Below are 24,535 nucleotides of genomic sequence, written 5' to 3' on the forward strand. Positions count from 1 at the left end.
CCTGCGTCACTAATTGCTCTTCGGCACCTCCACGATGGCAACGGTCAAAGAATAATCTCTATCGATTTTTCTTTAAAGGTTGACATATATACATTAATGTAGAGACTCCTACCTCAGGAGAGCCTACTATGAGAAGAAAGATTACTCTAAAGGTTTTCACACCACTTCTTCATGAAGTCGAATCTCAGCTTGTTGCCCTACATATGAAAAGGGATTCGTTTCTGGATCACTTGATTGATTGCGAGCTCTCATATTTAGAGAGTGACTTGAGTGGAAAGCGTCTTTCTGTCTCTGCAAAGCGCTTTATTGCACGCTCGCTTAAACGGCTTGGCACGTCCCAAATTAATGTTCAGCTTAATTCATCTATCGCAGAACGCCTTGATGACGTAACGCTCAAGCTCAACTTAGTCCGTGATTCTTTCATAAACCGACTGCTATATTTTTCACTTGGCAGCGACTCGCTGCTCAAGCATTTCGCACTCGAACTTAATTCTCCATCCGCACACGAATGCAGCCTTCCAACTGGGTATTTACGTGCAATACATGAAATACAGGCAGATCCACTCATAAACCTAAGAAGACTCGTCAAAGCTAAGCATGGCGTAGGGCTATATCTTGCACCATTGCCTGTCGAGTTAGCAGCGTTCGAATGCTATTTGGACGAGGAGACTTTTTGGGGTAAATATGGTGCCCTAAGTAATGGTTCGAAGTCCACAACCGATCTACTTAAGTCGTTTGAAAGCGCGATCTATCGAAACGATGTCTCGATGATTAAGCCGGTTGTCTAAACTTCCGGCGACAATTATTAAAGACCAGCGGCGATTAGGTGCATCCTTAAAGGTGGTAGGACAGCTTTCTCTGAACTTGCGCAATGGTTGAAGTGATGCTGCCACATCCCTGGGCAAACTAACGGAAGACTAGCAAGTTAGAGTCAACGCTCGCGTCGAATGTGAGGCAGCTTACTCAAAATCCTCAACGCTACCACTTCACACACATGCCGCTTAGTCAGAAATTCAAAGGCGGCGTAACCGCTGAACGCCCGTTGCATACGGAGTCCCTCTTCCACTATCTCCGCTGTGCGCAAGTCTTGTCGTCGCTCCGATGTTCTCATGATCCCCCCATTCTTGTAAGGTAGAGCATCGCCCTCACACTAAGTTCTGCTCATGCGTGTGCGACTTAATCGATCTCAACCGTAATCGGTATGCATCCTGGCAACACGTAACGCCACTGTTGTTATATACAGTATCTTTTCCTAGCTGAAAGCGACCTCCGCACGATAGAATACCTAGGTTATGCCGACAACCTAAGCCAACACCAGCCCTACGTTATTGACAAATGGACAAGCTTACGCCTGCGCGCCGCAGTTGGCTGATGGGGCGCGTCAAGTCAAAGAATACTAGCGTTGAGATGGCCGTAAGGCGGCTGGTCTTCTCAATGGGTTTTCGGTACCGACTTCATGTCAAAGCACTACCAGGAACGCCTGATCTCGTGTTTGCCGGCCGCAAGAAAGTCGTGTTTGTGAATGGTTGCTTCTGGCACGGTCATGAAGGTTGTAAGTACGCGCGTTTACCAAAAGACAAAACGGATTTCTGGGAAGCAAAAGTAGCACGTAATCGTGAACGTGACGCCAAAAATAATAGCTTACTCGAGAGCGCAGGTTGGAAGGTACACACCGTGTGGCAGTGTGAATTAAAGAATCTTGAAAAACTAACTGAAGAATTAAATGAATTTCTTAGATAAAACCAATCAGCGACCGATCGGGATTGATCTTTTTGCGGGCGCAGGTGGCCTCTCTCTTGGATTCGAGCAAGCAGGATTTGATATTGCTGCGGCTGTAGAAATAGACCCTATCCACTGTGCAACTCATGAGTATAATTTTCCACACACAAAAACCATTTGCAAAAGTGTTACTGAATTAACTGGAGCAGAAATACGAGAAGTAGCGCAACTGGGCAACACAAATATCGATGTTGTTTTTGGCGGCGCACCTTGTCAAGGATTTTCATTGATTGGGAAGCGTGCACTTGATGACCCCCGAAATCAGCTTGTGTTCCATTACGTACGCCTAGTAAAGGAATTACAACCCAAATATTGCGTCTTCGAAAACGTGAAGGGTTTAACGTTAGGAAAGCACGCACAGTTCCTAAATGAACTTATTAGTGCCTTGCAAGACGCAGGGTATGATGTTTTGCAACCATATAAAGTCTTGAATGCTGCAAGCTTCGGAGTGCCACAGGATAGAAAGCGTCTTTTCTTAATTGGAACGAAACGCGGTCTTGCAATGCCTTCATACCCACCTGAAAATCACCCGACGACTACCGTTTGGGAGGCCATCGGGGACCTGCCCGACGCGAACCGTTTCAAAACCCTTCTAACGAAAGATTGTGTTCAAACTGAATGGTCTACCACCGCCGAATATGCACGTCGTTTGCGCGGGTTAGAGTCAGATCCAAAAGACTTTAGTTATCCAAGGATTTATGACACTACTCTGCTTACCTCTAGTTTGCGCACAGAACATACAAAATTGTCTCAGGACCGCTTCCGTGCTACTGCGCACGGAAAGACAGAGGAGGTAAGCCGCTTTAGAAAATTGCCTCCCGATGGGCTTTGTAACACTCTTCGTGCCGGCACTGACAGTGCACGAGGTGCCTTTACTTCGGCAAGGCCAATTCATCCTGTCTACCCGCGCGTTATCACAGTGCGCGAAGCAGCGCGATTACACTCTTATCCAGACTGGTTCCGGTTTCACACGACTAAATGGCACGGTTTCCGTCAAATTGGAAATAGCGTACCACCGATACTCGGGCGAGTAGTAGCAGAAGAAATCATGAAAGCTCTTGGAAGGACTGCGGAAAAACCTAATCAAGCCATTTCGCCAGGAAATCCTACTCTGCTCGATTTTGATATGGGTGCAGCCGCACGTTATTTCAATGTTCCGCATAACACCATTGCGCAGCGGCTGCGTAAAACAGATGCCAATATCGATGAGCTGGGAGAACCTGCATGAGTGAAGGCCGGAAAAGAAAACCAAATCGTTATACGGCCATCATTCAAGTAGTGTTTGAACGCCATTATAAGAATGGAATCACTGAGTTTGAGTTTGATCGCAGCGAATTCAAGGATATCGCGTTAGAGCTAGGAATAGATCTTCCGGACAATTTGGGAGACCTGCCTTACTCATTCCGATATCGCAGTGAATTACCGGAGATTATCCGTGCTACTGCCGCGCCGGGCATGGAATGGGTCATCAAAGGCGCGGGACGCGCACGCTATCGGTTCGCACAGGTAAAGTTAAACAGGATCATCCCGAGAGAAGAGTTGATCACTATTAAAATACCTGACTCAACTCCGGAGATCATCGGCGCATATGCTCTAAACGATGAACAAGCACTACTTGCGAAAGTACGTTACAACCGGCTCATTGATATTTTTATGGGTGTAACAGCTTATTCATTGCAAAATCATCTGCGCACGACAGTGAAAAAAGTCGGGCAGATTGAGATCGACGAAATATATGTCGGCATTGACCGAAATGGACGGCAATATGTCATCCCGGTCCAGGCAAAAGGCGGAAACGATAAACATGGGGCAGTGCAGACCGGTCAAGACATCGCGTGTTGTGCTGAGAAATTCCCAAATTTAATCTGCAGAGCAGTTTCCGCTCAGTTCATGACGCGTGATCGCATAGCGATGTTCGAGCTTACAATTAATGAAGATGAGATCCTAGTAGTGTCCGAAAAACACTATCAACTTGTGCCAGCGCAAGCTATCACGACCAGCGACCTTTTAACTTATCAGACAATCACTGGATAGCAGATCTAAGTGCAATATCGGCACATCAAATTCGCCTTGAACATTTAGCGATCATTAAATTCTCCAGCCTGAAAAGTTACATCCAGCGTTGCAGCGATAGTATTGGAGAGATTACTCAATCTCCATTCTATCGCTTTCTATCCACGGGCTATCATTTGCGAAATGAGTTTATTTCCTACTGCCCCCGTGCTATCGTTGTCCGCTAATTCTTTGGAGCGAACATGACTCAACCTACTCCCGATCTGGTCATCGATGCAGAACCTACGAAAACGTTCTTCGTCGACATGCTGACTCGAGATATCGCACTAGAACAGGCGGTCCTCGACCTCGTGGACAACACTGTCGACGCTGCCAAGGGGATGGCGAAGGAGGGTCCACTACCGTTTGATGGCTGCGAAGTTTCAATACTATTAAATTCAGAGTATTTCAAGATCACTGACAACTGTGGCGGCTTTGATAGCCAAACGGCTGCGTCTTACGCTTTCAAGTTTGGCCGCCCCACCGGAACACATCGCACTCCCCATTCGATCGGGCAGTTCGGTGTCGGTATGAAGCGAGCCCTATTCAAGTTCGGCCATCATTTTAATGTTCGTTCTGCGACGAAAAATGATTCTTGGTGCGTTGACGTTGATGTCCACCAGTGGGAAACCCAACCCGGCTGGAGTTTTCCTTGGGGGGACTTTGTCCCAGATCGCGCTGTATCCCAGGACCGCCCAGGTACGGAAATCATCGTAACTTCTTTAAGACCTGAAGTCTCGACAAGATTTGCTACAGATAGATTTAAGAACACAATCATCACGCTGATCAAATCGAAACACCGTCAGTTCATCTCCGGGGGATTAAGAATTACCGTAAATGGCACCCCCTTAACTACAACAAATATATTTTTGCTTGTACAAGGCTCGAATTTCAGGCCAGGCGTACAAGAATCAACTTTTACGTGGCCAAATGATGCAGTTACCAAGATTAAGATCATCGTTGGGTTAGGTAACAGTTCCCCAAAAGAAGCCGGATGGTATGTCATTTGTAACGGCCGAGTGATTCTTGAGGCGGATCGAAGGGATGTAACTGGATGGGGGGTCGTAGAAGAAATGGCGAACGGTGGCATGGCGATCCCAAGCTTCCACAATCAATATGCACGATTCCGCGGAATCGTAACGTTCGATTCGGACGACTCTGCTCAGGTACCTTGGAATACGACGAAAACTGATGTCGACCAGGATAGCCCCGTTTGGAGGCAGACCGCCACGCGGATGATGGAAATGATGCGACCAGTAATTAATTTCTTAAACGAACTTGATGCTGACATCGACGAGCACACCCGAGACGATAGTCCAATGTATCAGTTCGTCAGTAGTGCTGCGTTGGTCAAAGCAGAAGATCTTCCAGCGCAGTCAGCGTTCGTTGCCCCCCCGCGAGGGACGATAGCGAAGAAGGTGAGGACAATCAAAATCCAGTATTCGCGTCCTGTAGACAAAGTTGACTTCTTGATGAGTGAGCTTAGCCTAGGGACTGCTAAATCGGTTGGCGAGAAAGCATTCGACTTGCTTTACGAACGGATGGGTGGCGAATGAGTGCTAGCTTTAAGAAAATTGATTACTCACTTCGCCCTGCTAAACATGCGGAGCGCCGGATGTTGTGTGATGTATTTCGCCAATTAGCGCCATTCGGCCGAGTAGAAGATTATGTTTACGTAGGTTTTGGGTCAATTTGGTTTTCCGATTTTATTCTTATGCACCGAGCTCTAGGTGTAAAGAACATGATATCGATTGAACAGCAGACCACTGCAGAGCAGCGCATCGAGGAAAATAAACCGTTCCGAATCCCAGTGAGATATCAACAATCTAAGGACGCGTTACCAGAGCTTGATTGGTCAGTTAACCAGTTCATATGGCTGGATTACGATGATCCTTTATCGACAGACATGCTACTGGATATGCGACTAGTTTCGAGTCGCGCAAAGTCTGGGACTGTCCTGGCAGTTTCCGTCCAATGCTCGCGCGCGCCGCAGGCTGCAGAGGCTGACCGTGACGGGAGTATATCGGCAATAAATAGATTTGTTAATACGTTCGGGCGTGATCGAGTACCGGATGAAACAAAATCTGATCAACTTATCGGCTGGCCGTTCGGTTCTCTTAGCAGAGAAATGCTATACCAAGAGATAAATAATGAACTTGCTTCTCGGAACGGCACACAAAATGATGATCCCTTTATATTTCGGCCAGTGTGCGCAATAGAATATGAAGACGGCGCAAAGATGACCACTCTAGTTGGAATTTTCCACACTAAAGCGGATCAAGGCTTGGCCGATGAGTGCCACTTTGATAGATTGGATTTCATACGTCCCGGTGGGCAGCCAGTAAGAATTGTGGTCCCCAAACTGACAGTGCGCGAGTTTAAACGCCTTGAAAGCCAACTTCCTCTTCCCGACGGATCCGCTCTTGAGCTAGGAACAATCCCTGAAGGCGATGCACGTCACTTTGTTAACATGTATCGCTACTTGCCAAGTTTTGCAGTTTTGGAAAGCTAGATCATTTGTTGGGTTGCGGATTATTATTGTCGAAAGTCTGCGTTCCGATAATTTTGCTCACGCTTGAAAAATTTTATAAGGCGATGACGTCGCAGATCATTGCATGGTTGTGGGGAAATATAACTGGGCGTTGACGCTTACTCCCGCTCAGGGATCGGCTGAACTACCAGGAACTGGTACAACATCGCACTAAGGAAAGCAATGCCTGCGCCGGTCAGTAAGGCTGGAACGAAGGACCAGCTCTGCGCAATGTATCCGGTGAAGATCGGAGCCAGCGCTCCACCAATGAAGCCACCGAAGTTCTGGATCGCGCCAAGCGAGGCGACGCGGCTGCGCGGCGCCACCGCAGTAGCGAGCGACCATGAACAGGCCGATGCCGCGTTGGCCAGAAAAATGACGATCGAGATGCAGGCGATGGCCGCGGTATTGCTCTCGACTAGCGCAGCGGGAATCGTGAACGCCACCATGCCCAGCATGGCCAACACCACCGCGGTTCGGCGTCCAGCCACGGCGGAGCTGGCACGCCGCGTAATACGGTCGGACGCCCACCCCGCCACCAGGGCGCCGGCGAATCCGCAGACGAAAGGAATCGAGGCTGCTACGCCGACGTAGGCCACATCCATGTGGCGCTCGGTGCGCAGGTAACCGGGCAGCCAGGTGAGGAAGACCCAGTTCAGGTAGACCGAACCGAAGAAGCCGAGCAGCATGCCCCACGTGGCGCGATGCCGGAACAGGGCCCGCCACGATTCAAAACCTGCCTTTGGCGCGGCCTCGACGACTTGGCCTTCGTTGAGGTAAGCGCGTTCGGCGTCGGACAGTTCCTCGCGCACCGGATCCCGATAGAGGATGACCCAGACCACGGCCGCGACAATGCCCAGTGCGCCCGTTACGAAGAAGGCCCAATGCCAGCTGGTCGCGGCGATCAGGGGCGAGAGGCAGAGAGGCGCCAGCGCGAAGCCCAGTGGAGAAGCTGAATTGAAGATACCGGTCGGCGTTCCGCGTGCGCGCAGCGGGAACCAGTTACTGACCACCCGCGCCGCTGCCGGAAACTGCGGCGCTTCGCCGATACCGAGCACGATCCGTGCAAGCACGAACCAGCCGAAACTGGACACGAGTCCGCCCGCAGCCTGGGCCAGCGACCACAGGACCAGGCCGGCGCCGAGCAGCCAGCGCGGCCCGATCTTGTCGACCAATACACCGACTGGGAGTTGGCACAGGGCGTAGCTCCACGAGAATGCCGACAGCAGGATCCCCATCTGGCCGAGTGAAAGCCCGAGGTCGGCCCGGATGAATTCATTGGCGACCGCGAGAGTGGCACGGTCGAGGTAGTTGATGACGCCGGTAACAACGAGCAGCACCAGCGCTATCGTTTGGCGGCGGCGGATGCGGGGTGGCGTCAGGCCATGGGCAGGGATTGCATTCATCCCGGGATGCTACCAAACCGCATTGATAGTGGGAAAGATATTCTTTCCTAGGCCCTGTCTTGTGTGCCAAAAAGACGCAAGGCCGCGTGCTGGAGCAGCATGATCGTCTTGCCATCCACGATCTCTCCTCGTCCGATCATCTCAACCGCCTCGTCAAACGGCAGCTCCAGCACCTGGATATCCTCCCCCTCCACCACGACACCACCTCCATCGCTGACGCGCTGGCTGTCCTCGTATTCCGCCACGAAAAAGTGCAGCTTCTCCGTTACCGATCCGGGGCTCATGTAAGCCTCGAACACCTTCTCCACCCGCTCGATACGGTAGCCGGTCTCTTCCTCGGCCTCCATCCGGATACGCTCGGCCGGCGCCATGTCGTCCAGCAGCCCGGCGGCCGCCTCGATCAGCATCCCGTCCGCCAGCCCGTTCAGGTAAGCCGGCAGCCGGAACTGCCTGGTCAGCACGACGCTGCGCCGCGCACGGTTGTACAGCAGGATCGCTGCGCCATTGCCACGGTCGTAGACCTCGCGCACCTGGCGCTGGCTGCTGCCATCCGCGCGCAGGTAGTCGAAGGTGTACTTCTTGAGCACATACCACTGGTCCGAGAGGACGGCGACATCGATGAGTTCGACAGGAGCGGACATGGGATTCCTTGACGTTTCGATGTCGTCAGCCTAACATGCAATTTCGTGCAACTTCAAGAATTTTCGTGCAATGCTGACCAGTCATCGAAAAAGCGAGATCCTCGCCCTGCTGAAGCGCCAGGGTCAGGTTGAGGCCAAGGCGCTCGCCACCCATTACGCGGTGTCGGAAGACACGATCCGCCGCGACCTGCGGGAAATGGCGGCCGAGGGCTTGCTGCAGCGCGTGCACGGCGGCGCCCTGCTGGCCTCCCCCGCCGAGGCCGGCCTGGCCGAGCGCCAGCGGATTGCGATCCCGTCGAAAGTCCAGGTGGCCGCTGCGGCGGCGCGCCTGATCGCGCCCGGCCAGATCGTCATCCTCGACGGCGGCACCACCTGCGCGGAACTGGCCCGCTCCCTGCCGCGCGACATGCCGCTCACGGTGGTCACCCACAGCCCGACCATCGCCGTCGCCCTGGCCGAGCACGAGAGAATCGAGGTCGTCCTGATCGGCGGGCGCCTGTTCCGGCATTCGATGGTCGCCGTCGGCGCCGCCGCGCTCGAGGCGCTCAGCCACGTGCGGGCCGACCTGTACTTCATGGGCGTCACCGGCGTGCACGCCGAAGCTGGTTTCAGCACCGGAGATTACGAGGAGGCCTACATCAAGCGCGCCCTGTCGGCCCAGGCCGCGGAAACCGTGGTCCTCGCTTCAAACGAAAAACTGGGCGTGGCGTCGACCTACAAGATCGGGAACCTCGGCATGGCCGCGAGCCTGGTCGTCGACGGTGCGCCCTCGCCCGAACTCGGCGCGGCACTGGCCAGCGCCGGTGTCAGCGTCGTGAGCCAATAAACGAAAGGAACACACCATGCAGGCCAAGACCATCCTGATCGCCGGCCCCTACCGCAGCGGTACCGGCGGTGACCCGGTGCTCATCGAACGCAACCTGAAGGCGCTCGAGCAGGCCGCGCTGGCGGTGTACGACAAGGGGCACTTCCCACTGATCGGCGAATGGGCCGCGCTGCCGCTGGCGCATGCCACCGACGCTACTGCGCCGGGCGCGATTCCGCAGTCCTTCCTGTACGAAGTGGCCCAGCGCATGCTGCGCCAGTGCCATGCGGTCTACCGCATCGCCGGCGAGTCGCGCGGCGCCGACATGGATGTGCGGACGGCGAAGGAGCTGGGCCTGCCGGTCTATGTCGATCTCGCCGACATCCCACCGGTCACGTAGCGCCCGGCTCCCTCCCGCGTACGTTTGCCTGAGGCAAGCCCGGATTCCAGAGCTGAGTTGCTATAGTAAGACTCACCAGTTACCAGCCGGAGCACGACCTCATGCGTCTTCTTCAACGAGCCGCCACCACACTCGGAGGGATTTTGGTTTCCACCATCGCTATCGCCGCGCCCGAACAGCAGGCCGCGGCCTTCATGAACATCTATTCCTCGCACTGCCTGAAGTACCTGCACGACTTCGACGGCCTGCGCAACCAGCTGAAGGCCTTCCCGCAGCTGCCGCCGGAAGCGGCGGCGATGTTCCTGCAGGGCGCCAAGGGCGCCGCCTGGTCGGTGCCGAGCCAGCACGGCCAGTTCATCATGGTCGTCCATTCGGACAAGAACGTGTGTGCGCTGTACGCCAAAACAGTGCCGGCCGCGACAGCCCAGGCGATGTTCGAGAAGACCGTGGGCAAGGCGCCCGCGCCCTTCCGCGCCGAACGCAAGCGCAATACCTCGGACAAGGGGCCGGACGGCGTCAAGAGCACCATCGCCTACGAGTGGAGTACTGATAAGTCACCGCGCAAGCCGCTGTTCGCATTGACCACCACGACCAGCAAGAACAGCGTGGCGCAGGGCGTGGCCACCGCGGCCATCGGCCACTGACCAGCGCCCTGGCGCCGCCCTGCCGTGCCTGGCTATTGCGGCAGCCTGATCTTGATGACGGCGTTGCCTGAGGTGGCGTACAGGTTGCCCTTGCCGTCGGTCGTGATGCCGCGGATGGCCGCCAGGCTGCCCGGCAGGTTCCCGGGCTGCAGCGTGCCGGCGCGCGCGGTGCCGGCCACCGTGGTGACGACGCCCGCCGGGGTGATCCTGCGCACCAGGTTGTTGACGGCGTCGGCCGCATAGACATTGCCCTGCGGGTCCACCGTCATGGCCACCACCTCTTCGAAACTGGCCGCGGTTCCCGTGCCGTTGACCCCGCCGCGCCCGTTCGCCGAACCGGCCAGCGGGTTAAGGACATTGACGGCGCCGATCTGCGCATTGTTGGTGCGGCTGATTCGGCGCTGCAGGTCGAACACGTAGACGTTGTTGCTGGCATCCGCCGCTATGCCGCGCGCTTCCGGGTTGCGCGTGCCCATCAGGTCCTGGGCCACTTCCGGGCCTTCCAGCATGGACGTAAAGCCCGCCGCGATGCGGCGCGTGCTGAGGCCGTTCGTCACCAGCACGTGATCGCGCGCGTCGACCGCGATGCCTTTTGGAGTGATCGCCGGCATGCTGGTCGCGGCGACATTGCTGCCCACGGGGATGGTCGCAAACGTGGCCACCTGGCCGGTGCCGCTGGCCACGCTGCGGATGCGCATGTCGTCAGTCACGTACAGAGTGCCGTTGGCGCTGATCGCCAGCGCCAACGGTTGGGTGAAGCGCGCGCGGTCGCCGGCGCCGTCGATGTACTGGCTCGAGCCCGCGGCGCCGGCCAGCGTGGTGACCGCGCCTGCCGGCGTGATCTTGCGGATTGAATCGTTGCCGGTGTCGGCCACGTACAGGTTGCCGGCGGCATCGATGGCGATGCCGGTAGGGGTGTCGAAGCGCGCCGCCGTGCCGCTGCCGTTGGTGCTGCCCGCGTCCGTGGCGCTGCCGGCGACAACGCTGATGGCCTGCTGCGGTTGCGGCGCCGGGTCGTCGTCCTCGTCTTCCTTGGGCGGATGGTCCCCGCAGGCTACCACCAGCAGCATCAGTGCCGATGCGGCGAGTACCTTCAGGCGCGGGCGCGCGGGCTTGCCAGTGGGCGCTTGTTTCATTGGGTTCTCCAGGATCCGATTCACAAAATGCTAACACGGGACGCTGGAGGCGGCGGCGTGGATTCCCATGTCCTGCGCATGAATCAAGCCTGGCGATGCATCCTGCATGTTCGTGCTGGTTTTCGTCCGCTGGGGAAAGTGGTGTGGTTCAATGCTGCCACCTTCATCCAGCAAAGGACCGTCGATGCCCGACGATGCAATCCCGAGCGGCGGCACAGGGCCCGCCCTCGTGCCAACGGCGGCCACGCTCGCACGTCCGGAAGGCGCGCGCCGCTACCTGGTCGCGACGCCGGCAGGAACAAGCCCCGCTGGACGGCCCTTGGTGCTGGTGCTGCACGGCGCCGGTGCGTCGGCGCAGCAGGTGCTGGGACAGGCCTATCCCCCATCGCCGCTGTCCGTTTTTCTCGAGATCGCAGCGCGCGACAGCCTGGTGGTGATCGCGCCGGATGCCGGCAAGGGCGGCTGGAGCGACTGCTTTGCCTCAAGCGCGCGCGTGGCCCGCAAGGACGACGTCGGCTTCATCGCAGCGTTGATCGACCATGCGATCGCCCATCACGATGTCGACCCGGGCCGCGTCTACCTGATCGGCGTGTCGCGCGGCGGCTGGATGGCTTACCGCGCAGCCGTCGAGATCCCGCAGCGGCTGGCGGCGTTCTCGGTGGTGCTGGCGGGGATGCCGCTGCCTGGCCGCAGCCCGGCCCCCAGCATGCCGCTGCCGGCGCTGGTGTTCGGCTGCACGGCCGACCCCTTGATCCCCTACCACGGCGGCAAGCACTGGTACGCACCCTGGTTCATCGAGCCGGTGCGCGGCATCGAGGACTCCGTGCACGCCTGGCGCGAACTGGCGGGCCTGCCGGATACGCCCGAGGTCACGCAGCTGCAGGCCAGCGACCCGCGCGGGCGGACCAGCGTCACCCGCTTCATGTGGGGAAGCTCTTCCGACGGGATGCAGGTCGGCCTGGTCCGGATCGACGGCGCCGGGCACGCCGAACCGAGCCGCCTGAAGCGCTACCCGCGCTTCATCAACTGGCTGACCGGCCTGCAGAACGCCGACCTGGAGGTGGCGGAAGCGGCCTGGGCGTTCTTCCGCGATAAACGCGCCGGGGCGCAGCTCACAGCTTGATGTCGCCGCCCCCGCTCATGCGGTCGAGGAATTGCACCGAGGCGCGCTCGCTCATCACCAGCACCAGCTTCAGGCGTGCGCGCGTCATGCCCACGAACAGCTTGCGCAGCGTGAGCTCGTCCATCTCCTCGAAGTCGATCTCGGTGAAGATCAGCGCCGGCGCCGACTGGCCCTTGAAGCGGTACACCGATTCGGCCAGCAGACCGCCCTCGCGGAACACCGGATTCCCGAACAGGTCGTAGGCGCCGGTGAAGGAGCGCAGCGTGTGGGCGTCGCTCAGCTTATCCAGCTTGAGGATGGCCGATTTTTCCCGCCCGCGGAAAGAGCAGATCGCGATGTCCTGGCGCCCGAAGCCGGCGGCCAGGCACAGGGTCACGGCGCGACGGGTCTGCGACAGCATGGCCTCCACGTCGCCTTCCGGGTAGGTCAGTTCTTCGATGTCGGCGCCCTTGAACGGGCTGCCCGCCTCCACCGGCTGGCTGACGGCGCCGATCGAGCCCAGCATCTGCACCACCTCGCGCGGGCTGCGGTAGTTGGTGTTCGAGTGCAGCACCACCCAGCCGGGCAGCGGCACCGACTCCTTGCCGTACAGGTTCTGGTCCGGGTCTTCCAGCCAGATGGCGCGCCCGCCTTCCTTCAACATGCGCAGCACGATGTCGCGCCAGGTGGTCGAGAAATCCTGGCCCTCGTCGATGATGACGACGTCGTACTGCCAGGTCTCGGGCAGGTCGGCCGAGGCCAGCGCGCTCTCGATGTCGGACCAGACGTTCGGCGAGCCATAGTCGGGCGTCTTGCCCTGGGCGCGCAGCCAGGCGTCGCACAGCTCGTGGAAGTTCGCTACGCGCCCGCCGGCGGGCACCAGGCGCTCGATGTGGTCGGCCAGCGGACGGTTGAAGCAGACGTAGAGCGGGCGCAGGCCGGCGTCGATGGCGGCCGTGTATTCGGCCAGCGCCAGCTGGGTCTTGCCGCTGCCGGCGGTGCCCATCACGCGCAGGCGGTAAGGGGTGAATTCGAGCCGGCGCGCCCAGGTGGCCAGGCCGCCGGACAGGCGCGTCACCATCTGGGTGGCGCAGCCGATCATCGAGCTCGGGTCGGGGCGCAGGCTGAGGGTGTCGCCGAGGTAGCGCGTGACGCGGTCGAACTCCTCGGTGCGCGGCGTCAGCGGCAGGATCTCGCGGATCTTCGCGCCCAGGCGGCCCTTGGTGGTGGCGTCGATGATGTGGCTGGGGTCGATGCCGGCCTGCTGCGGGTCCTTGACGATGTAGTCGGGGCAGTACAGCAGGTAGTCGATCGACAGCTCGCCCTGGTAGCGCTTGGCGAAGCCTTCGATGGTGTGCAGGATCTGGTGGCGGATCTTGCGCGGCTTGCCCTGGTAGTTCTTGACCAGGCCATCCCTGCTCTCGTTCAGGAAGCCGGCGATCTGCTCGATCAGCAGCAGGCGGCCGTTGGGCGCCACGATGATGAAGTCGATGTCGCCGTAGGCCGAGAAGCCGTGCTCGACGTTGGTCCAGTGGACCCCGTGGTAGATCTCGTAGGGCGTGTCCGAAAGTCGCTTCTCGAGCAGCGCCAGGGTCTCGATTTCACGTGCGGCGGCGCCGGTGACGGACATCTCGCGCCAGCCGGCAGGATGGATATGGGCCATGGATCGTCGCTCACCTGTTTTTAGACTAACAACATTGTAAAGCCGATCACAGTTATGAACAGCACTGTAGGGTGGGCGGGGTAATTTCGGGCAATGCCTGGAATTACGAACACCCACGCGGTCAACAGGCGCCAGCACCGGCACGACGTATCAGCATGTGGTGATCACCGCGTGGGCGGCATAGCCGCCCACGCTACGCGTATCCGCGTAATTCCACGGCAAACGCACGAATCCGCCCGCACTTGTCCTCCGCCGCACGGGCGCACCAGGCGCTAAGCGCCTCCATCAGCTGCTCCTCGCTGGCCAGCGAGCGCTGCCACAGCTGCGCCAGCTGCTCGCGCAGGCCCTGCACCCGGCGCAGGTAGTCGCTGGACGCCAGCAGCCCGCCCAGCCGGCCCTGCTCCTCGCCATCGAGATAACCCGGATCGCGGCTGAGCAGGCGCAGCGCCGTCCTGCGATCGAAGCCTTTGGCCAGCGCGATGCTGCGCAGCTCTCTCCGCCAAACGGGTTTCAGGCGCGCATTCAGCGCCGCCATCACCCGGGCGCGGTTGCCCAGCACGGCGCGCAGGGTGGCCGCGTCGACCTGGGCGTGGCGATAGCGGATGCCTGGCGCGGCCGGCAGCGGGCGCGCCCGGGCCAGCCCCAGCCACTGCATGAGCCGGATGTACATCCAGCCGATATCGAACTCATACCATTTGACGGACAGCTTGGCTGAGGTGGCGAAGGTGTGGTGGTTGTTGTGCAGCTCTTCGCCGCCGATCAGGAGGCCCAGCGGCACGATGTTGGTCGCGGCTTCCTGGCAGTCGAAGTTGCGGTAGCCGATCGCGTGCCCGGCGCCATTGATGACGCCCGCCGCCAGCACCGGGATCCACAGCATCTGCACGCCCCAGACCGTCAGCCCGATGATGCCGAACAAGGCGACGTCGACGATCAGGAGCAGGCCCACGCCCTGCCAGGTGAAGCGGCTGTACAGGCGGCGCTCGATCCAGTCGTCCGGGCAGCCGGCGGCATAGCGGGAGATCGCTTCATGGTCTCGGCTGGCGGTGCGGTAGAGCTCGGCGCCGCGCAGCAGCACGGTGGACAGGCCTGCCTGGCGCGGACTGTGCGGGTCGCCCGGGCGTTCGCAGTGGGCGTGGTGCTTGCGGTGGATGGCGACCCATTCGCGCGTCACCATGCCGGTGGTCAGCCACAGCCAGAATCGGAAGAAGTGGGCCACCACAGGGTGCAGCGAGAGCGCGCGGTGCGCCTGGTGACGGTGCAGGTAGACAGTGACGGCGACGATGGTCACATGCGTCGCCAACAGGGTGTAGATCAGGATGCCAAAAGCCGATGCGCCGGTGAGCCCATCGGCCAGGAAACGCAAGACGATTTCCATCAGTTGCCTCCCTAGCCAGAACGGCTAGTATGCGCGCTTCCCCGCGGAGAAGCGCGCGCCTGCCTTGCACAGGCTGGAGGCGCGCACGCCCTGAGGCTTAGCGGCGGCGCGGGGCCGGACGCGGGCCGGTGGGACCGCGGTTCTCGATGTGGCGGAAGGTGATGCGGCCCTTGTTCAGGTCGTACGGCGACATTTCCAGGGTGACGCGGTCGCCCGCCAGGATGCGGATGTGGTTCTTCTTCATGCGGCCCGAGGTGTAGGCAATCAACTGGTGACCGTTGTCGAGGTTCACGCGAAAACGCAGCTCCGGCAGGATTTCCGCAACCAGTCCATTCATTTCGATCAGTTCTTCTTTGGCCATGCTCATTTCTCCTAATTCGTTAATGAAACGTCGGTCGCACCGCTGGCGAAGCCTGGCGGCGTTGTGCTGATGTTGATGCTGGCCCGACCGAGACCAGGTGGAGAGAGGGAAGCGCGCAACCCGCAGCATTGGAAGGCGGGTGTGGAGGCTTGGGCGGCGGCGTAGCGCGTTCTGCATCTACGGGGCCGGGGGAAAGTCGGAAGCGCTGCTTCGACGACAGGCCTCCAGTATACCAGTGTTGGCGATGCGCTGCAGAAAGGGGCCGGTTTTGGCTCCTTGAGCCGGTTGCTATACTGCACGTTTTGATGGAGGCCCGATGCACCTGAAACCCCTGATCATGCTGGCGCTGGTGGCCGGCGCCGCGCTTCCCGCAGCCGCCCAGGGCGCGATCCGCTGCACCCTGCTGGTCGATGCCGACAGCGGCAAGACGCTGGTGCGCGACGGCCAGTGCGAGCAGCGCGTCACGCCCGCCTCCACCTTCAAGGTGGCGATCAGCCTGATGGGCTACGACAGCGGCATCCTGGTCGACGAGAAGACGCCGCTGCTGCCTTTTCGCGAGGGTTACGTGGACTGGCTGCCGGAATGGCGCACGGCGACCGACCCGGCGGCCTGGATGAAACAGTCGGTGGTCTGGTATTCGCAGCAGGTGACGACCCGCCTTGGCGCCGGGCGTTTCCAGTCCTACCTGGACCGCTTCGACTACGGCAACCGCGATGCGTCCGGCAACCCCGGCAAGCACGATGGATTGACCGAGGCCTGGCTGAGCAGTTCGCTGAAGATCTCGCCCGACGAGCAGGCCGTATTCCTGCGCAAGCTGGTGAACCGTACGCTGCCGGTGTCGCGCAAGGCTGTCGAGATGACGGCGTCCATCATGCGCTACCCCATGCTGCGCAACGGCTGGGAGCTGTACGCCAAGACCGGCAGCGGCTCGGAACCGGGTGCGCTGCCGCACGGCTGGCTGGTCGGCTGGGCCACCAACGGCACGCGCACCGTGGTATTCGCGCGCCTGGTGCAGGACGACAAGCGCGAGAACGGACGCGCCGGGTTGCGCGTGCGCGACGCCTTCATCAAGGAGCTGCCGAAGCTGCTCGAGAAGCAGTAGGGTGGGCAGGTTTCCTGCCCACGCGGTCGGACCGGGCCTACTGCGTGGGCGGCACAGCCGCCCACCCTACGAACATCCATTGCGCAACGCACAAATTTTCGCTTGACATGCCGTCCGCACTTCTTTTAGAGTGGATCGCATGTCTTTCCACCTGCATCTGTCGATTTCCCTACCTGCCACCGGCGCGCTAGCGCTGGGTCTGCTACTACGCGCGTAACCCTCGCCGTACACCCGGCCACAAGCCGGCTCCCACAAGCAGTCTCGCAGCCCAGGAAGTGACACGATGTTCCAGTTTCCCACCCAAGCACCATCCAGCAAGTCCTCCGGCATTACCCTGCCGTCCGGTTCGCGCGCGTTTGTCCGCCTGCTGCTAAAGCTAGCGATCGGTTGCCGGGCCTAGCGTTCCCGCGGCCCGTCCGGCAACCCTCGCCGCACTAGCGCCCCCGTTCGGGGCCTTCGTGTCACGTTTCAATGCAACCAGGAGCCAACGATCATGCTGAAGAACCCCGCCGCCAAATACCGTCCCTTCCCCGCCGTCCCGCTCGCCGATCGCCAGTGGCCAAGCCGCAGCATCACCCGCCCGCCGATCTGGATGAGCACCGACCTGCGCGACGGTAACCAAGCCCTGATCGAGCCGATGAGCCCGGAGAAGAAGCTGCGCTTCTTCGAGATGCTGGTCAAGATCGGCATCAAGGAAATCGAGGTGGGCTTCCCGTCGGCCTCGCAGACCGACTTCGACTTCGTGCGCATGCTGGTTGACGAAGGACGCATCCCGGACGACGTGACCATCATCGTGCTGACCCAGGCGCGCGACGAGCTGATCCGCCGCACGGTGGAGTCCGCGGCCGGGGCAAAGAAAGCCATCGTCCACGTCTACAACTCGGTGGCGCCGGTGTTCCGCCGCGTGGTGTTCGGCATGGAGCGCGAAGAGATCGTGCAGATCGCGGTCAAGGGCACCCAGTTGATCAAGGAACTGGTGGCGCAGCACCCGCAGACCCAGTGGGGCCTGGAATATTCGCCGGAATCCTTCTCCACCACCGAGCTCGATTTCTCGAAGCAGATCGTGGATGCGGTCAGCAGCGTGTGGCAGCCGACCGTCGACAACAAGATGATCGTCAACCTGCCTTCCACCGTGGAAGCCAGCACCCCCAATGTCTACGCCGACCAGATCGAGTGGATGTGCCGCCACCTCGAGCGCCGTGATGCGCTCGTCATCAGCGTGCACCCGCACAACGACCGCGGCACCGCGGTGGCCGCGGCCGAGCTGGCCGTGATGGCGGGCGCCGACCGCGTCGAAGGCTGCCTGTTCGGCAATGGCGAACGCACCGGCAACGTCGACCTGGTGACCCTGGCGATGAACCTCTACACCCAGGGCATCGACCCGGGCCTCGATTTCTCGGACATCGACGCGGTGCGCCAGCTGGTGGAGGAATGCAACCAGCTGCCGGTGCACCCGCGCCATCCGTACGCGGGCGACCTGGTGTTCACCGCCTTCTCCGGCTCGCACCAGGACGCCATCAAGAAGGGCTTCGCGGTGCAAAAGCCCGACGCGATCTGGGAAGTGCCCTACCTGCCGATCGACCCGGCCGACCTGGGCCGCAGCTACGACGCCGTCATCCGCGTCAACAGCCAGTCCGGCAAGGGCGGCATGGCCTACCTGCTGGCGCAGGAGTATGGCCTGGAGCTGCCGCGCCGCCTGCAGATCGAGTTCTCGCGCGCGGTGCAGCAGATGGCCGACGCCACCGGCCGCGAAATCGCCGCCGCCGACATCCACGCCCTGTTCTCGCGCGAATACCTGGAGCAGGACAGCCCGTACAACTACGTCGCGCACCGCATGACGGAAGACAGCGCGCACGGCGTGCAGATTTCCCTGAACCTGGCGCGCCACCAGGTGCAGCAGGCCCTCGAGGGCAAGGGCAACGGCCCGATCGACGCATTCGTGAATGCGCTCGGCCTGGACGTGCGCGTGATGGACTACCACGAGCATGCGATCGGCCGCGGCGCCGATGCGCGCGCCGCCTGCTACGTCGAGCTGCGCGTGGGCAGTGGCCAGACCATGTTCGGCGTGGGCATCGACAGCAACATCCTGACCGCCTCGTTCCGCGCGGTGCTGTCGGCGGTGAACCGCCACCTGGCGGTGGCCGGCACGGGAGAAACGGCGATCGCCGCCTGAGAGTGTTGCAGCGTTGTAATATAAGTGTTGCTTTAGCGAAAAATTCGTTGTTGCAATCCTCTATCTGATGCACACTTCGGACATCGATGCTTTGACGCAGGCAGAGCCGTGTCCTTTCCGCCCTTGTTCGCCCTCTTCTTCGCCGGCGGCGCTATGCGCCGCCGCCGCGCATTGGGGCGCTGGCTGCCGGTGCTGGCCATGCTGGTGGGGCTGCTGGGGCCCGGTCTGGCGCAGGCAACGGTCTACGAGTTCTCCGGCAAGGATGTCTACACCTGCACCCTGGCGGAGAAGGAAAAGGTCTACACCTGTCCGTACCCGGCCTACCTGGAATGGAACGATTCGGTCATCATCGGCAACAACTACACCCTGAAGGTCACGAACAACGTCACCGTCACCTATAACCAGGGTCTCACGATGGGCAATAACGCCAAACTCATCGTGACGGGCAACCTGGACATCAAGGGCGTCAATCCGGCCAACCTGAAGGTGTCCGGCGGCGACATCGAGGTGGGCGGCACCTTCTCCATGGGCGCCCTGGCCCAGACCATCACCGGCAACATCTCCGCCGGCGCCGTCCAGCTGGGCACCGACCGCGTCACCATCGCGGGCAATGTGACGTCCAAGGGTGTGGTCAACATCAGCTCTTCCTCGCGCATTACCGGCAACGTCAGCGGTACGGTCGTGACCACCGACTCATCGGTGACGATCACCGGCGACGTCAAGGCGACCAGCAAGTTCACGCTGGCCTCCGGCGGCTCGGTGACGGGCCACGTCATCGCGCCGGTGTTCGACATGCTGGCCTCGAACAGCAAGGTGACCGGCGACATTACAGCCACGACCTCGCTGACCATGGGGACGGGCAGCACCGTCACCGGCAGCATCAACACCGCCGTCCTCGACATGCAGGCCTCGGGCATCAAGGTGACGGGCCCGGTGACCGCCACCAAGAGCATGAGCATCGGTTCGGGCAATAGCGTCACGGGCAACGTCGATACCGGCGACCTGGTGCTGCAGAGTTCCAACGCCATCATCACCGGCAACGCGCGGGTCAACTGGGCGACGCTGGAATCGCAGGGGCGGGTCACCGGCATCATCTACTGCAAGAACGGCACGGCCGTGGGCAAGTGCGACTGCGTGACCAACAACAGCGGCTACGCGGTGAACACCGCGAACGGGCCGCGCTGCGAGGGCCCTGCGCCCAAGGGGCCGCACCACTTCCTGATCACCCACGACGGCGCAGGCGACACCTGCGTGCCGGAAAAGGTCACGATTACCGCCTGCGCCAACGAGACCTGTACCGCGCCGCATTACGCCGGCACTGTAACGGGTTCGCTGTTCGGCGACGGTTTCACCATCGGCGCCAATACCGGCTCGGTGGTCGTCAACGCCACCCGTTTCGTCGCCGGCTCGGTGGACCTTGTTGTCGGCAACACCACCCTGCCCACCGCCTGCTACCGCCCCAACAACAATACGAACAGCTGCAGCATGAACTTCAGCGGCGGCACCAAGCTGAAGCTGACGGTTCCCGCGCATGCGGCGGGCACGAGCGGCATCAAGGCGCTGATCGAGGCGGTCAAGCCGAACGACGAGAAGACCGCGTGCGTTGCCGCGCTCCAGAACACCACCCACGACGTGCAGTACCGCTGCAACTACAGCAAGCCGAAGACCGGCACGCTGGCGCTGGCCCTCGGCGACAAGTCCCTGTCCTGCGAGGCCTCCGGCGTCACTGCGGATCCGAAGGCGGTCAGCACGGCCTTCGGGGCTAACGGCAGCGCGGAGCTGGCAATCAAGTACCTGGATGCCGGAGAAGTCCAGCTGAACGCCACCCTGACCACCGAGAAAGGCACGGTCAACGGCACAGGCTCGCTCGTCACCGCCCCCGCCTCCTTCCTGATCGAGCCGGCCGGCGGGATCATCCGCGCCGGCGCCGACTTTGCCCTGAAGCTCACGGCGCGCAACGTCGCCGGCGCGACCACGCAGAACTTCGACACCGCCGGCCTGCTCGGTGCGGGGGCGCAGAATCATGTCGTGGCGCTCGGCGTCGACTGCCACCTGCAGGGCGGCAGCCTGGGCACCCTGGCGTCCGCCTCGCCCGCCTTCGCCAAGGGGGTCGCCTCCTTCAGCGCGGCGTGGTCCGACGTCGGCAACATCGACCTGAAGGCCAGCCTGTCGAATTTCCTCGGCTCCGGGCTGAACGTCGCCAGCAGCACGGCGGAAGTCGGACAATGCAGCGGCAAGGCAGGCCCCTTCATTCCGGCCTATTTCCAGGTCGAGCTGGCCGATGCCCGCAGCTTCTATTATTCGGGCGAGCCCTTCCCCTTGCGGGTCAGCGCCATGAACAAGGCCGGCGTGGTGACGTCCAACTATGCGACGGCGCTGAAGCTGAGCGAAGAAGTCACCCTCACGGCGAACGACAAGGACGGCAATGCCTTCGCGACCGCTCCGGGCGGGCTGGCCAATGCGAAGATCGCAGCGGACAAGTTCGAGAACGGCGTCGCCCCGCACAAGCCGGCATACACCTTCAGCGCCTGGCCGAGCGCCCCCACCCGGATCCGCCTGCGCGCCAGCAACGGCAAGACCGACGGGGCCGACGTATCTTCCTCCGTCCCCGCGTCGGCCGAAGCCGCGACCCCCCTGATCCGCACCGGCCGCCTGCGCATCGGCAGCCGCTTCGGCGGCCTGAAGACGAGCCTGACGATTCCCCTGACCGCCGAGTACTGGACCGGCAAGAGCTGGCTGCTCAACAGCGATGACGTGTACACGCTCATCCCGCAGTCCACCATTGCCCTCAAGCCCACCGTGTCGGGCATGACGATCTTGCCAGCCTATCCCATCGAGCCCGGCCATCCCGGCAAGCTCAAGCTGGCGAACGGCGCGACCGCTTTCGATCTGCGCGTCACGGCGGGCGGCCCGGGGCCGGTCGAGATCGCGGTCAACCTCGGCAACTCGATGATGGACAACAGCTGCATCGGCACCACCATCGGCACCGGCCTGAATACGGCCCCGGGCGCCGGCATCCCCTGGCTGCGCCCCGTCGTCACCGGCTGCGGCACCACCATGGCGCGCGATCCGTCCGGGCGCGCCACCTTCGGCGTCTACACGCCGGAGAACCGCCGCATCATCCACGTGCGCGAGGTGTTCAATTGAAGGCGGCGCGCGGCTTCACGATGGTCGAGCTGGTGATGGTGATGGTGCTGATCGGCGTGGTCGCCGCGATCGGGGTGCCGAAACTCATGGGCGAGAACAGCTTTGCCGCTGCCGCCTTCGGCGACGAGGTCGTGAGCGCCCTGCGCACCGCGCAGAAGACCGCGGTCGCGCGCCGCCGCCTGGTGTGCGTGGACGTGGCGGCGACCGCGATCACCTTGACGCAGGCGCGCGAGCCGAACGAGGGCGCCTGCCCCATCGCGCTCGGCGACAGCTACGCCACGGACGCCGGCGGCGTGGCGGCATCGACCCACACCCTGTTCTTCCAGCCGAACGGCCTGATCACCAGCGACACGGCGGGCCGCAACCCGGTGCGCGGCAATGTCGTGGTCAGCCTGAACGGCAATGCGCGCCGTACGATCGTGTTCGAGGGGAGCACCGGCTATGTTCAGTAGGCGCATGGCCGGGGTCACCCTGGTCGAGCTGATCATTGCGATCGTCATCGTCAGCGCCGCGCTGGGCGGCCTGGTGGCAGCCTTCACGCGCGCCAACCGGGCCAGCGTCGATCCGGTGATCACGCAGCAGATGCTGGCCATCGGCGAGAGCATGATGGAAGAAGTCCTGCTCAAACCCTACGACAACGTCCCCGATGAGGTAGCGACGCCGACCCGGGCCCAGTTCAACGACCTGCGCGACTTCGACAACATCGACGACGCCAGTCCCGGCTACGCCAGCACCGGCATCCGCGACGTCGAGGGTGTCGCCATCGCCGGCCTGGAGCGCTACAGCGTGAGCGTGCGCGTGAACGAAGTGGCCCTGACCGGCGTGGCCGCCGGCGACGCCTTGCGCGTAACCGTCACCGTCACCAACGGGACGCAGCAGCTGACGCTGACCGGATGGAGGACCAGGCCATGGACATGAGGCGGCAACGCGGCTTCACCCTGGTGGAGCTGATCATCGTGATCGTACTGGTGGGCGTCATCGGCGGGATCTTCGCGATGCAGCTGCGCCCGACGATCCTGGGTTACCTGGCGGTGGGCAAGCGCGCCGCGCTGACCGACCAGGCCAATACGGCGCTGCGCCGCATCGTTACCGAAGTGCGCGCCGCGGTGCCGAACTCGCTGCGGCTGGCCAATGCCCAATGCCTGGAGCTGGTGCCGACCATCGACGGCGGTCGCTTCCGCGCCGGACCGGACGTCACCAAAACCGGCGGCGAGGCCTCGCTCGACTACGACAGCGCCGTGACCGAGTTCGACGTGATGACGCCGTTCACCACGCGCCCGGCGCCGAACGACCTGGTCGTGATCGGCAACCAGAATCCGGGCGACGTGTACGGCAGGACCAACGTCTCCACCATCACCGAGGTCCTCGACCACACCGGCGCCGACACCTGGAGAGGCGTGCACCGCCTGAGGGTGACGGCAACCCGCATCCCCTTCGGCTACGAGGACGGGCGCTTCGTCGTGGTGCCGGGCGGCGAGCAGGCGGTGAGCTATGTGTGCACCGGCGCGGGACTGGTGGGCGGCCGCGGCCAGGGCACGCTGCACCGGGTCACCCGCCCCATCGCCGCGGTCCAGAGCTGCGCCGTGCCGGCGGATTCTCCGCTGCTGGCCTCGAACGTAGCCAGCTGCGAATTCATCTATTCGCCCAACCAGGGCGCGACCCAGCAGAGCGGCTTCGTGCAGCTGCAGCTGACCCTGGCCGACGGCGGCGAATCGGTGCCGCTGACGCTGGGCGCCCACGTGAGCAACGTGCCATGATGCGCATCCGTCAATCCGGCTTTGCCTACATTGCCGCGGTGGTGCTGCTGATCGTGGTGGCCCTCGTGTGCGTCGCCCTGCTGCGCCTGTCGGGCACCCAGCAGAACACCGTCAACAGCGCCCTGCTCGGCGCACGCGCCGGCCTGGCGGCGCGCGGCGGCATCGAGTGGGGCTTCTTCCAGCTGCGCAACGGCGCCTGCAATGGCGAGACCACGCTGAACGACTTCGTCGCCGACAGCGGCTTCCGGGTCACCGTGACCTGCACTTCGAATAGCTTCAACGAAGGCGAGGACAGCGCCGGCAACCGGTTGGAGAAGCGCATGGTGCAACTGGAAGCGGTCGCCTGCAACGGCGGCGGCCCCTGCCCCGACCGGACTGCGGCGAACGTCACCCGCCCCGACTACGTCGAGCGGCGCCGCGTGGCCACCACCTGCGTGATGGGGACCGCGGGTCTGTGCTGAG

General features: G+C 61.6%; 23 protein-coding genes. 17 read left to right on the forward strand and 6 right to left on the reverse strand.

All coding sequences use genetic code 11. The features are described from left to right. The first annotated feature begins 128 nt into the window (after positions 1–128). From LK539_RS12105 to LK539_RS12130, 6 genes are all read left to right on the forward strand, one after another. On the forward strand, positions 129–788 hold the full coding sequence (locus tag LK539_RS12105) for a hypothetical protein (protein ID WP_227801177.1): 660 nt from the start codon (positions 129–131) through the stop codon (positions 786–788). 547 nt (positions 789–1,335) lie between these two features. Continuing rightward, positions 1,336–1,740, forward strand: a complete 405-nt coding sequence (locus tag LK539_RS12110) for a very short patch repair endonuclease (protein WP_227801178.1) — start codon at positions 1,336–1,338, stop codon at positions 1,738–1,740. Next, complete coding sequence (locus LK539_RS12115; RefSeq protein WP_227801179.1) at positions 1,724–3,007, forward strand: DNA cytosine methyltransferase; 1,284 nt, start codon at positions 1,724–1,726, stop codon at positions 3,005–3,007. Before LK539_RS12110 ends, LK539_RS12115 begins: the two co-directional genes overlap by 17 nt. After that, entirely contained in the window at positions 3,004–3,813 is an 810-nt protein-coding gene (locus tag LK539_RS12120; RefSeq protein WP_227801180.1) for a hypothetical protein, read from the forward strand. Before LK539_RS12115 ends, LK539_RS12120 begins: the two co-directional genes overlap by 4 nt. A 221-nt stretch (positions 3,814–4,034) precedes the next feature. Next, the gene (locus LK539_RS12125; protein ID WP_227801181.1) at positions 4,035–5,387 is read left to right on the forward strand and encodes an ATP-binding protein; all 1,353 of its coding nucleotides are present in this window, start codon (positions 4,035–4,037) and stop codon (positions 5,385–5,387) included. Next, positions 5,384–6,343 (forward strand): O-methyltransferase, encoded by a 960-nt coding sequence (locus LK539_RS12130; RefSeq protein WP_227801182.1) that lies wholly within the window; start codon positions 5,384–5,386, stop codon positions 6,341–6,343. Before LK539_RS12125 ends, LK539_RS12130 begins: the two co-directional genes overlap by 4 nt. 137 nt (positions 6,344–6,480) lie before the next feature. Here LK539_RS12130 and LK539_RS12135 read toward each other — a convergent pair whose 3' ends face one another. Both LK539_RS12135 and nudK read right to left on the reverse strand, forming a co-directional pair. Continuing rightward, positions 6,481–7,767 (reverse strand): MFS transporter, encoded by a 1,287-nt coding sequence (locus LK539_RS12135; RefSeq protein ID WP_227801183.1) that lies wholly within the window; start codon positions 7,765–7,767, stop codon positions 6,481–6,483. 47 nt (positions 7,768–7,814) lie between these two features. Continuing rightward, positions 7,815–8,408, reverse strand: a complete 594-nt coding sequence (nudK, locus tag LK539_RS12140) for a GDP-mannose pyrophosphatase NudK (RefSeq protein WP_227801184.1) — start codon at positions 8,406–8,408, stop codon at positions 7,815–7,817. 70 nt (positions 8,409–8,478) lie between these two features. Between nudK and LK539_RS12145 the strand changes: the two genes are divergently transcribed. The 3 genes from LK539_RS12145 (at position 8,479) to LK539_RS12155 (ending at position 10,257) form a co-directional block, all read left to right on the forward strand. Further along, entirely contained in the window at positions 8,479–9,234 is a 756-nt protein-coding gene (locus LK539_RS12145) for a DeoR/GlpR family DNA-binding transcription regulator (protein ID WP_227801185.1), read from the forward strand. 16 nt (positions 9,235–9,250) lie between these two features. Then, complete coding sequence (locus LK539_RS12150; protein ID WP_227801186.1) at positions 9,251–9,613, forward strand: DUF4406 domain-containing protein; 363 nt, start codon at positions 9,251–9,253, stop codon at positions 9,611–9,613. Between the two features lie 143 nt (positions 9,614–9,756). Then, a complete protein-coding gene (locus tag LK539_RS12155; RefSeq protein ID WP_227801187.1) occupies positions 9,757–10,257 on the forward strand; it encodes a hypothetical protein in 501 nt (166 codons plus the stop codon). A gap of 32 nt (positions 10,258–10,289) precedes the next feature. Here the strand turns inward: LK539_RS12155 and LK539_RS12160 are convergent, their stop codons facing one another. Continuing rightward, positions 10,290–11,393, reverse strand: a complete 1,104-nt coding sequence (locus tag LK539_RS12160) for a hypothetical protein (RefSeq protein ID WP_227801188.1) — start codon at positions 11,391–11,393, stop codon at positions 10,290–10,292. A 184-nt stretch (positions 11,394–11,577) separates the two neighbouring features. Between LK539_RS12160 and LK539_RS12165 the strand changes: the two genes are divergently transcribed. Further along, positions 11,578–12,516: a PHB depolymerase family esterase gene (locus LK539_RS12165; RefSeq protein ID WP_227801189.1), complete on the forward strand. Its 939-nt coding sequence runs from the start codon at positions 11,578–11,580 to the stop codon at positions 12,514–12,516. On the opposite strand, the gene LK539_RS12170 is transcribed toward LK539_RS12165, so the two are convergent. The 3 genes from LK539_RS12170 to infA form a co-directional block, all read right to left on the reverse strand. Then, on the reverse strand, positions 12,506–14,158 hold the full coding sequence (locus tag LK539_RS12170; RefSeq protein WP_227801190.1) for an ATP-binding domain-containing protein: 1,653 nt from the start codon (positions 14,156–14,158) through the stop codon (positions 12,506–12,508). The genes LK539_RS12165 and LK539_RS12170 overlap by 11 nt on opposite strands. A gap of 193 nt (positions 14,159–14,351) precedes the next feature. Continuing rightward, positions 14,352–15,533, reverse strand: coding sequence for a fatty acid desaturase (locus tag LK539_RS12175; RefSeq protein WP_227801191.1), 1,182 nt, complete (start codon positions 15,531–15,533; stop codon positions 14,352–14,354). A 97-nt stretch (positions 15,534–15,630) separates the two neighbouring features. Further along, complete coding sequence (gene infA, locus LK539_RS12180) at positions 15,631–15,894, reverse strand: translation initiation factor IF-1 (protein WP_227801192.1); 264 nt, start codon at positions 15,892–15,894, stop codon at positions 15,631–15,633. 316 nt (positions 15,895–16,210) lie between these two features. On the opposite strand from infA, the gene blaOXA reads away from it, so the two are divergent. The 7 genes from blaOXA to LK539_RS12215 all read left to right on the forward strand — a co-directional run bounded on the left by blaOXA (position 16,211) and on the right by LK539_RS12215 (position 24,534). Then, positions 16,211–16,996, forward strand: coding sequence for a class D beta-lactamase (gene blaOXA / locus LK539_RS12185; protein ID WP_227801193.1), 786 nt, complete (start codon positions 16,211–16,213; stop codon positions 16,994–16,996). 490 nt (positions 16,997–17,486) lie between these two features. Further along, positions 17,487–19,169, forward strand: a complete 1,683-nt coding sequence (leuA, locus tag LK539_RS12190; RefSeq protein ID WP_227801627.1) for a 2-isopropylmalate synthase — start codon at positions 17,487–17,489, stop codon at positions 19,167–19,169. A gap of 108 nt (positions 19,170–19,277) precedes the next feature. After that, positions 19,278–22,316, forward strand: a complete 3,039-nt coding sequence (locus LK539_RS12195) for a polymer-forming cytoskeletal protein (protein WP_227801194.1) — start codon at positions 19,278–19,280, stop codon at positions 22,314–22,316. Continuing rightward, positions 22,313–22,768, forward strand: coding sequence for a Tfp pilus assembly protein FimT/FimU (locus tag LK539_RS12200; protein WP_227801195.1), 456 nt, complete (start codon positions 22,313–22,315; stop codon positions 22,766–22,768). The genes LK539_RS12195 and LK539_RS12200 overlap by 4 nt, the downstream gene beginning before the upstream one ends. After that, on the forward strand, positions 22,758–23,234 hold the full coding sequence (locus LK539_RS12205; protein ID WP_227801196.1) for a prepilin-type N-terminal cleavage/methylation domain-containing protein: 477 nt from the start codon (positions 22,758–22,760) through the stop codon (positions 23,232–23,234). Before LK539_RS12200 ends, LK539_RS12205 begins: the two co-directional genes overlap by 11 nt. Beyond that, positions 23,231–24,073, forward strand: coding sequence for a prepilin-type N-terminal cleavage/methylation domain-containing protein (locus tag LK539_RS12210; RefSeq protein ID WP_227801197.1), 843 nt, complete (start codon positions 23,231–23,233; stop codon positions 24,071–24,073). Before LK539_RS12205 ends, LK539_RS12210 begins: the two co-directional genes overlap by 4 nt. Continuing rightward, positions 24,070–24,534, forward strand: coding sequence for an MSHA biogenesis protein MshP (locus LK539_RS12215; protein ID WP_227801198.1), 465 nt, complete (start codon positions 24,070–24,072; stop codon positions 24,532–24,534). Before LK539_RS12210 ends, LK539_RS12215 begins: the two co-directional genes overlap by 4 nt. Position 24,535 lies beyond the last annotated feature (1 nt).

It is taken from the genome of Massilia sp. IC2-476, assembly GCF_020707295.1.
Taxonomy (GTDB): Bacteria; Pseudomonadota; Gammaproteobacteria; order Burkholderiales; family Burkholderiaceae_D; genus Telluria.

Excerpts from the sequence above, each read along its gene's own strand:
- LK539_RS12120 (WP_227801180.1), top strand. The coding sequence starts at position 3,004 with ATGAGTGAAGGCCGGAAAAGAAAACCAAATCGTTATACGGCCATCATT.
- LK539_RS12165 (WP_227801189.1), top strand. The coding sequence starts at position 11,578 with ATGCCCGACGATGCAATCCCGAGCGGCGGCACAGGGCCCGCCCTCGTG.
- LK539_RS12175 (WP_227801191.1), bottom strand. The coding sequence starts at position 15,533 with ATGGAAATCGTCTTGCGTTTCCTGGCCGATGGGCTCACCGGCGCATCG.
- LK539_RS12115 (WP_227801179.1), top strand. The coding sequence starts at position 1,724 with ATGAATTTCTTAGATAAAACCAATCAGCGACCGATCGGGATTGATCTT.
- LK539_RS12110 (WP_227801178.1), top strand. The coding sequence starts at position 1,336 with ATGGACAAGCTTACGCCTGCGCGCCGCAGTTGGCTGATGGGGCGCGTC.
- LK539_RS12135 (WP_227801183.1), bottom strand. The coding sequence starts at position 7,767 with ATGAATGCAATCCCTGCCCATGGCCTGACGCCACCCCGCATCCGCCGC.
- LK539_RS12105 (WP_227801177.1), top strand. The coding sequence starts at position 129 with ATGAGAAGAAAGATTACTCTAAAGGTTTTCACACCACTTCTTCATGAA.
- infA (WP_227801192.1), bottom strand. The coding sequence starts at position 15,894 with ATGGCCAAAGAAGAACTGATCGAAATGAATGGACTGGTTGCGGAAATC.
- LK539_RS12145 (WP_227801185.1), top strand. The coding sequence starts at position 8,479 with ATGCTGACCAGTCATCGAAAAAGCGAGATCCTCGCCCTGCTGAAGCGC.
- LK539_RS12130 (WP_227801182.1), top strand. The coding sequence starts at position 5,384 with ATGAGTGCTAGCTTTAAGAAAATTGATTACTCACTTCGCCCTGCTAAA.
- LK539_RS12215 (WP_227801198.1), top strand. The coding sequence starts at position 24,070 with ATGATGCGCATCCGTCAATCCGGCTTTGCCTACATTGCCGCGGTGGTG.
- LK539_RS12150 (WP_227801186.1), top strand. The coding sequence starts at position 9,251 with ATGCAGGCCAAGACCATCCTGATCGCCGGCCCCTACCGCAGCGGTACC.
- LK539_RS12125 (WP_227801181.1), top strand. The coding sequence starts at position 4,035 with ATGACTCAACCTACTCCCGATCTGGTCATCGATGCAGAACCTACGAAA.
- LK539_RS12210 (WP_227801197.1), top strand. The coding sequence starts at position 23,231 with ATGAGGCGGCAACGCGGCTTCACCCTGGTGGAGCTGATCATCGTGATC.
- nudK (WP_227801184.1), bottom strand. The coding sequence starts at position 8,408 with ATGTCCGCTCCTGTCGAACTCATCGATGTCGCCGTCCTCTCGGACCAG.
- LK539_RS12170 (WP_227801190.1), bottom strand. The coding sequence starts at position 14,158 with ATGGCCCATATCCATCCTGCCGGCTGGCGCGAGATGTCCGTCACCGGC.
- LK539_RS12160 (WP_227801188.1), bottom strand. The coding sequence starts at position 11,393 with ATGAAACAAGCGCCCACTGGCAAGCCCGCGCGCCCGCGCCTGAAGGTA.
- LK539_RS12205 (WP_227801196.1), top strand. The coding sequence starts at position 22,758 with ATGTTCAGTAGGCGCATGGCCGGGGTCACCCTGGTCGAGCTGATCATT.
- blaOXA (WP_227801193.1), top strand. The coding sequence starts at position 16,211 with ATGCACCTGAAACCCCTGATCATGCTGGCGCTGGTGGCCGGCGCCGCG.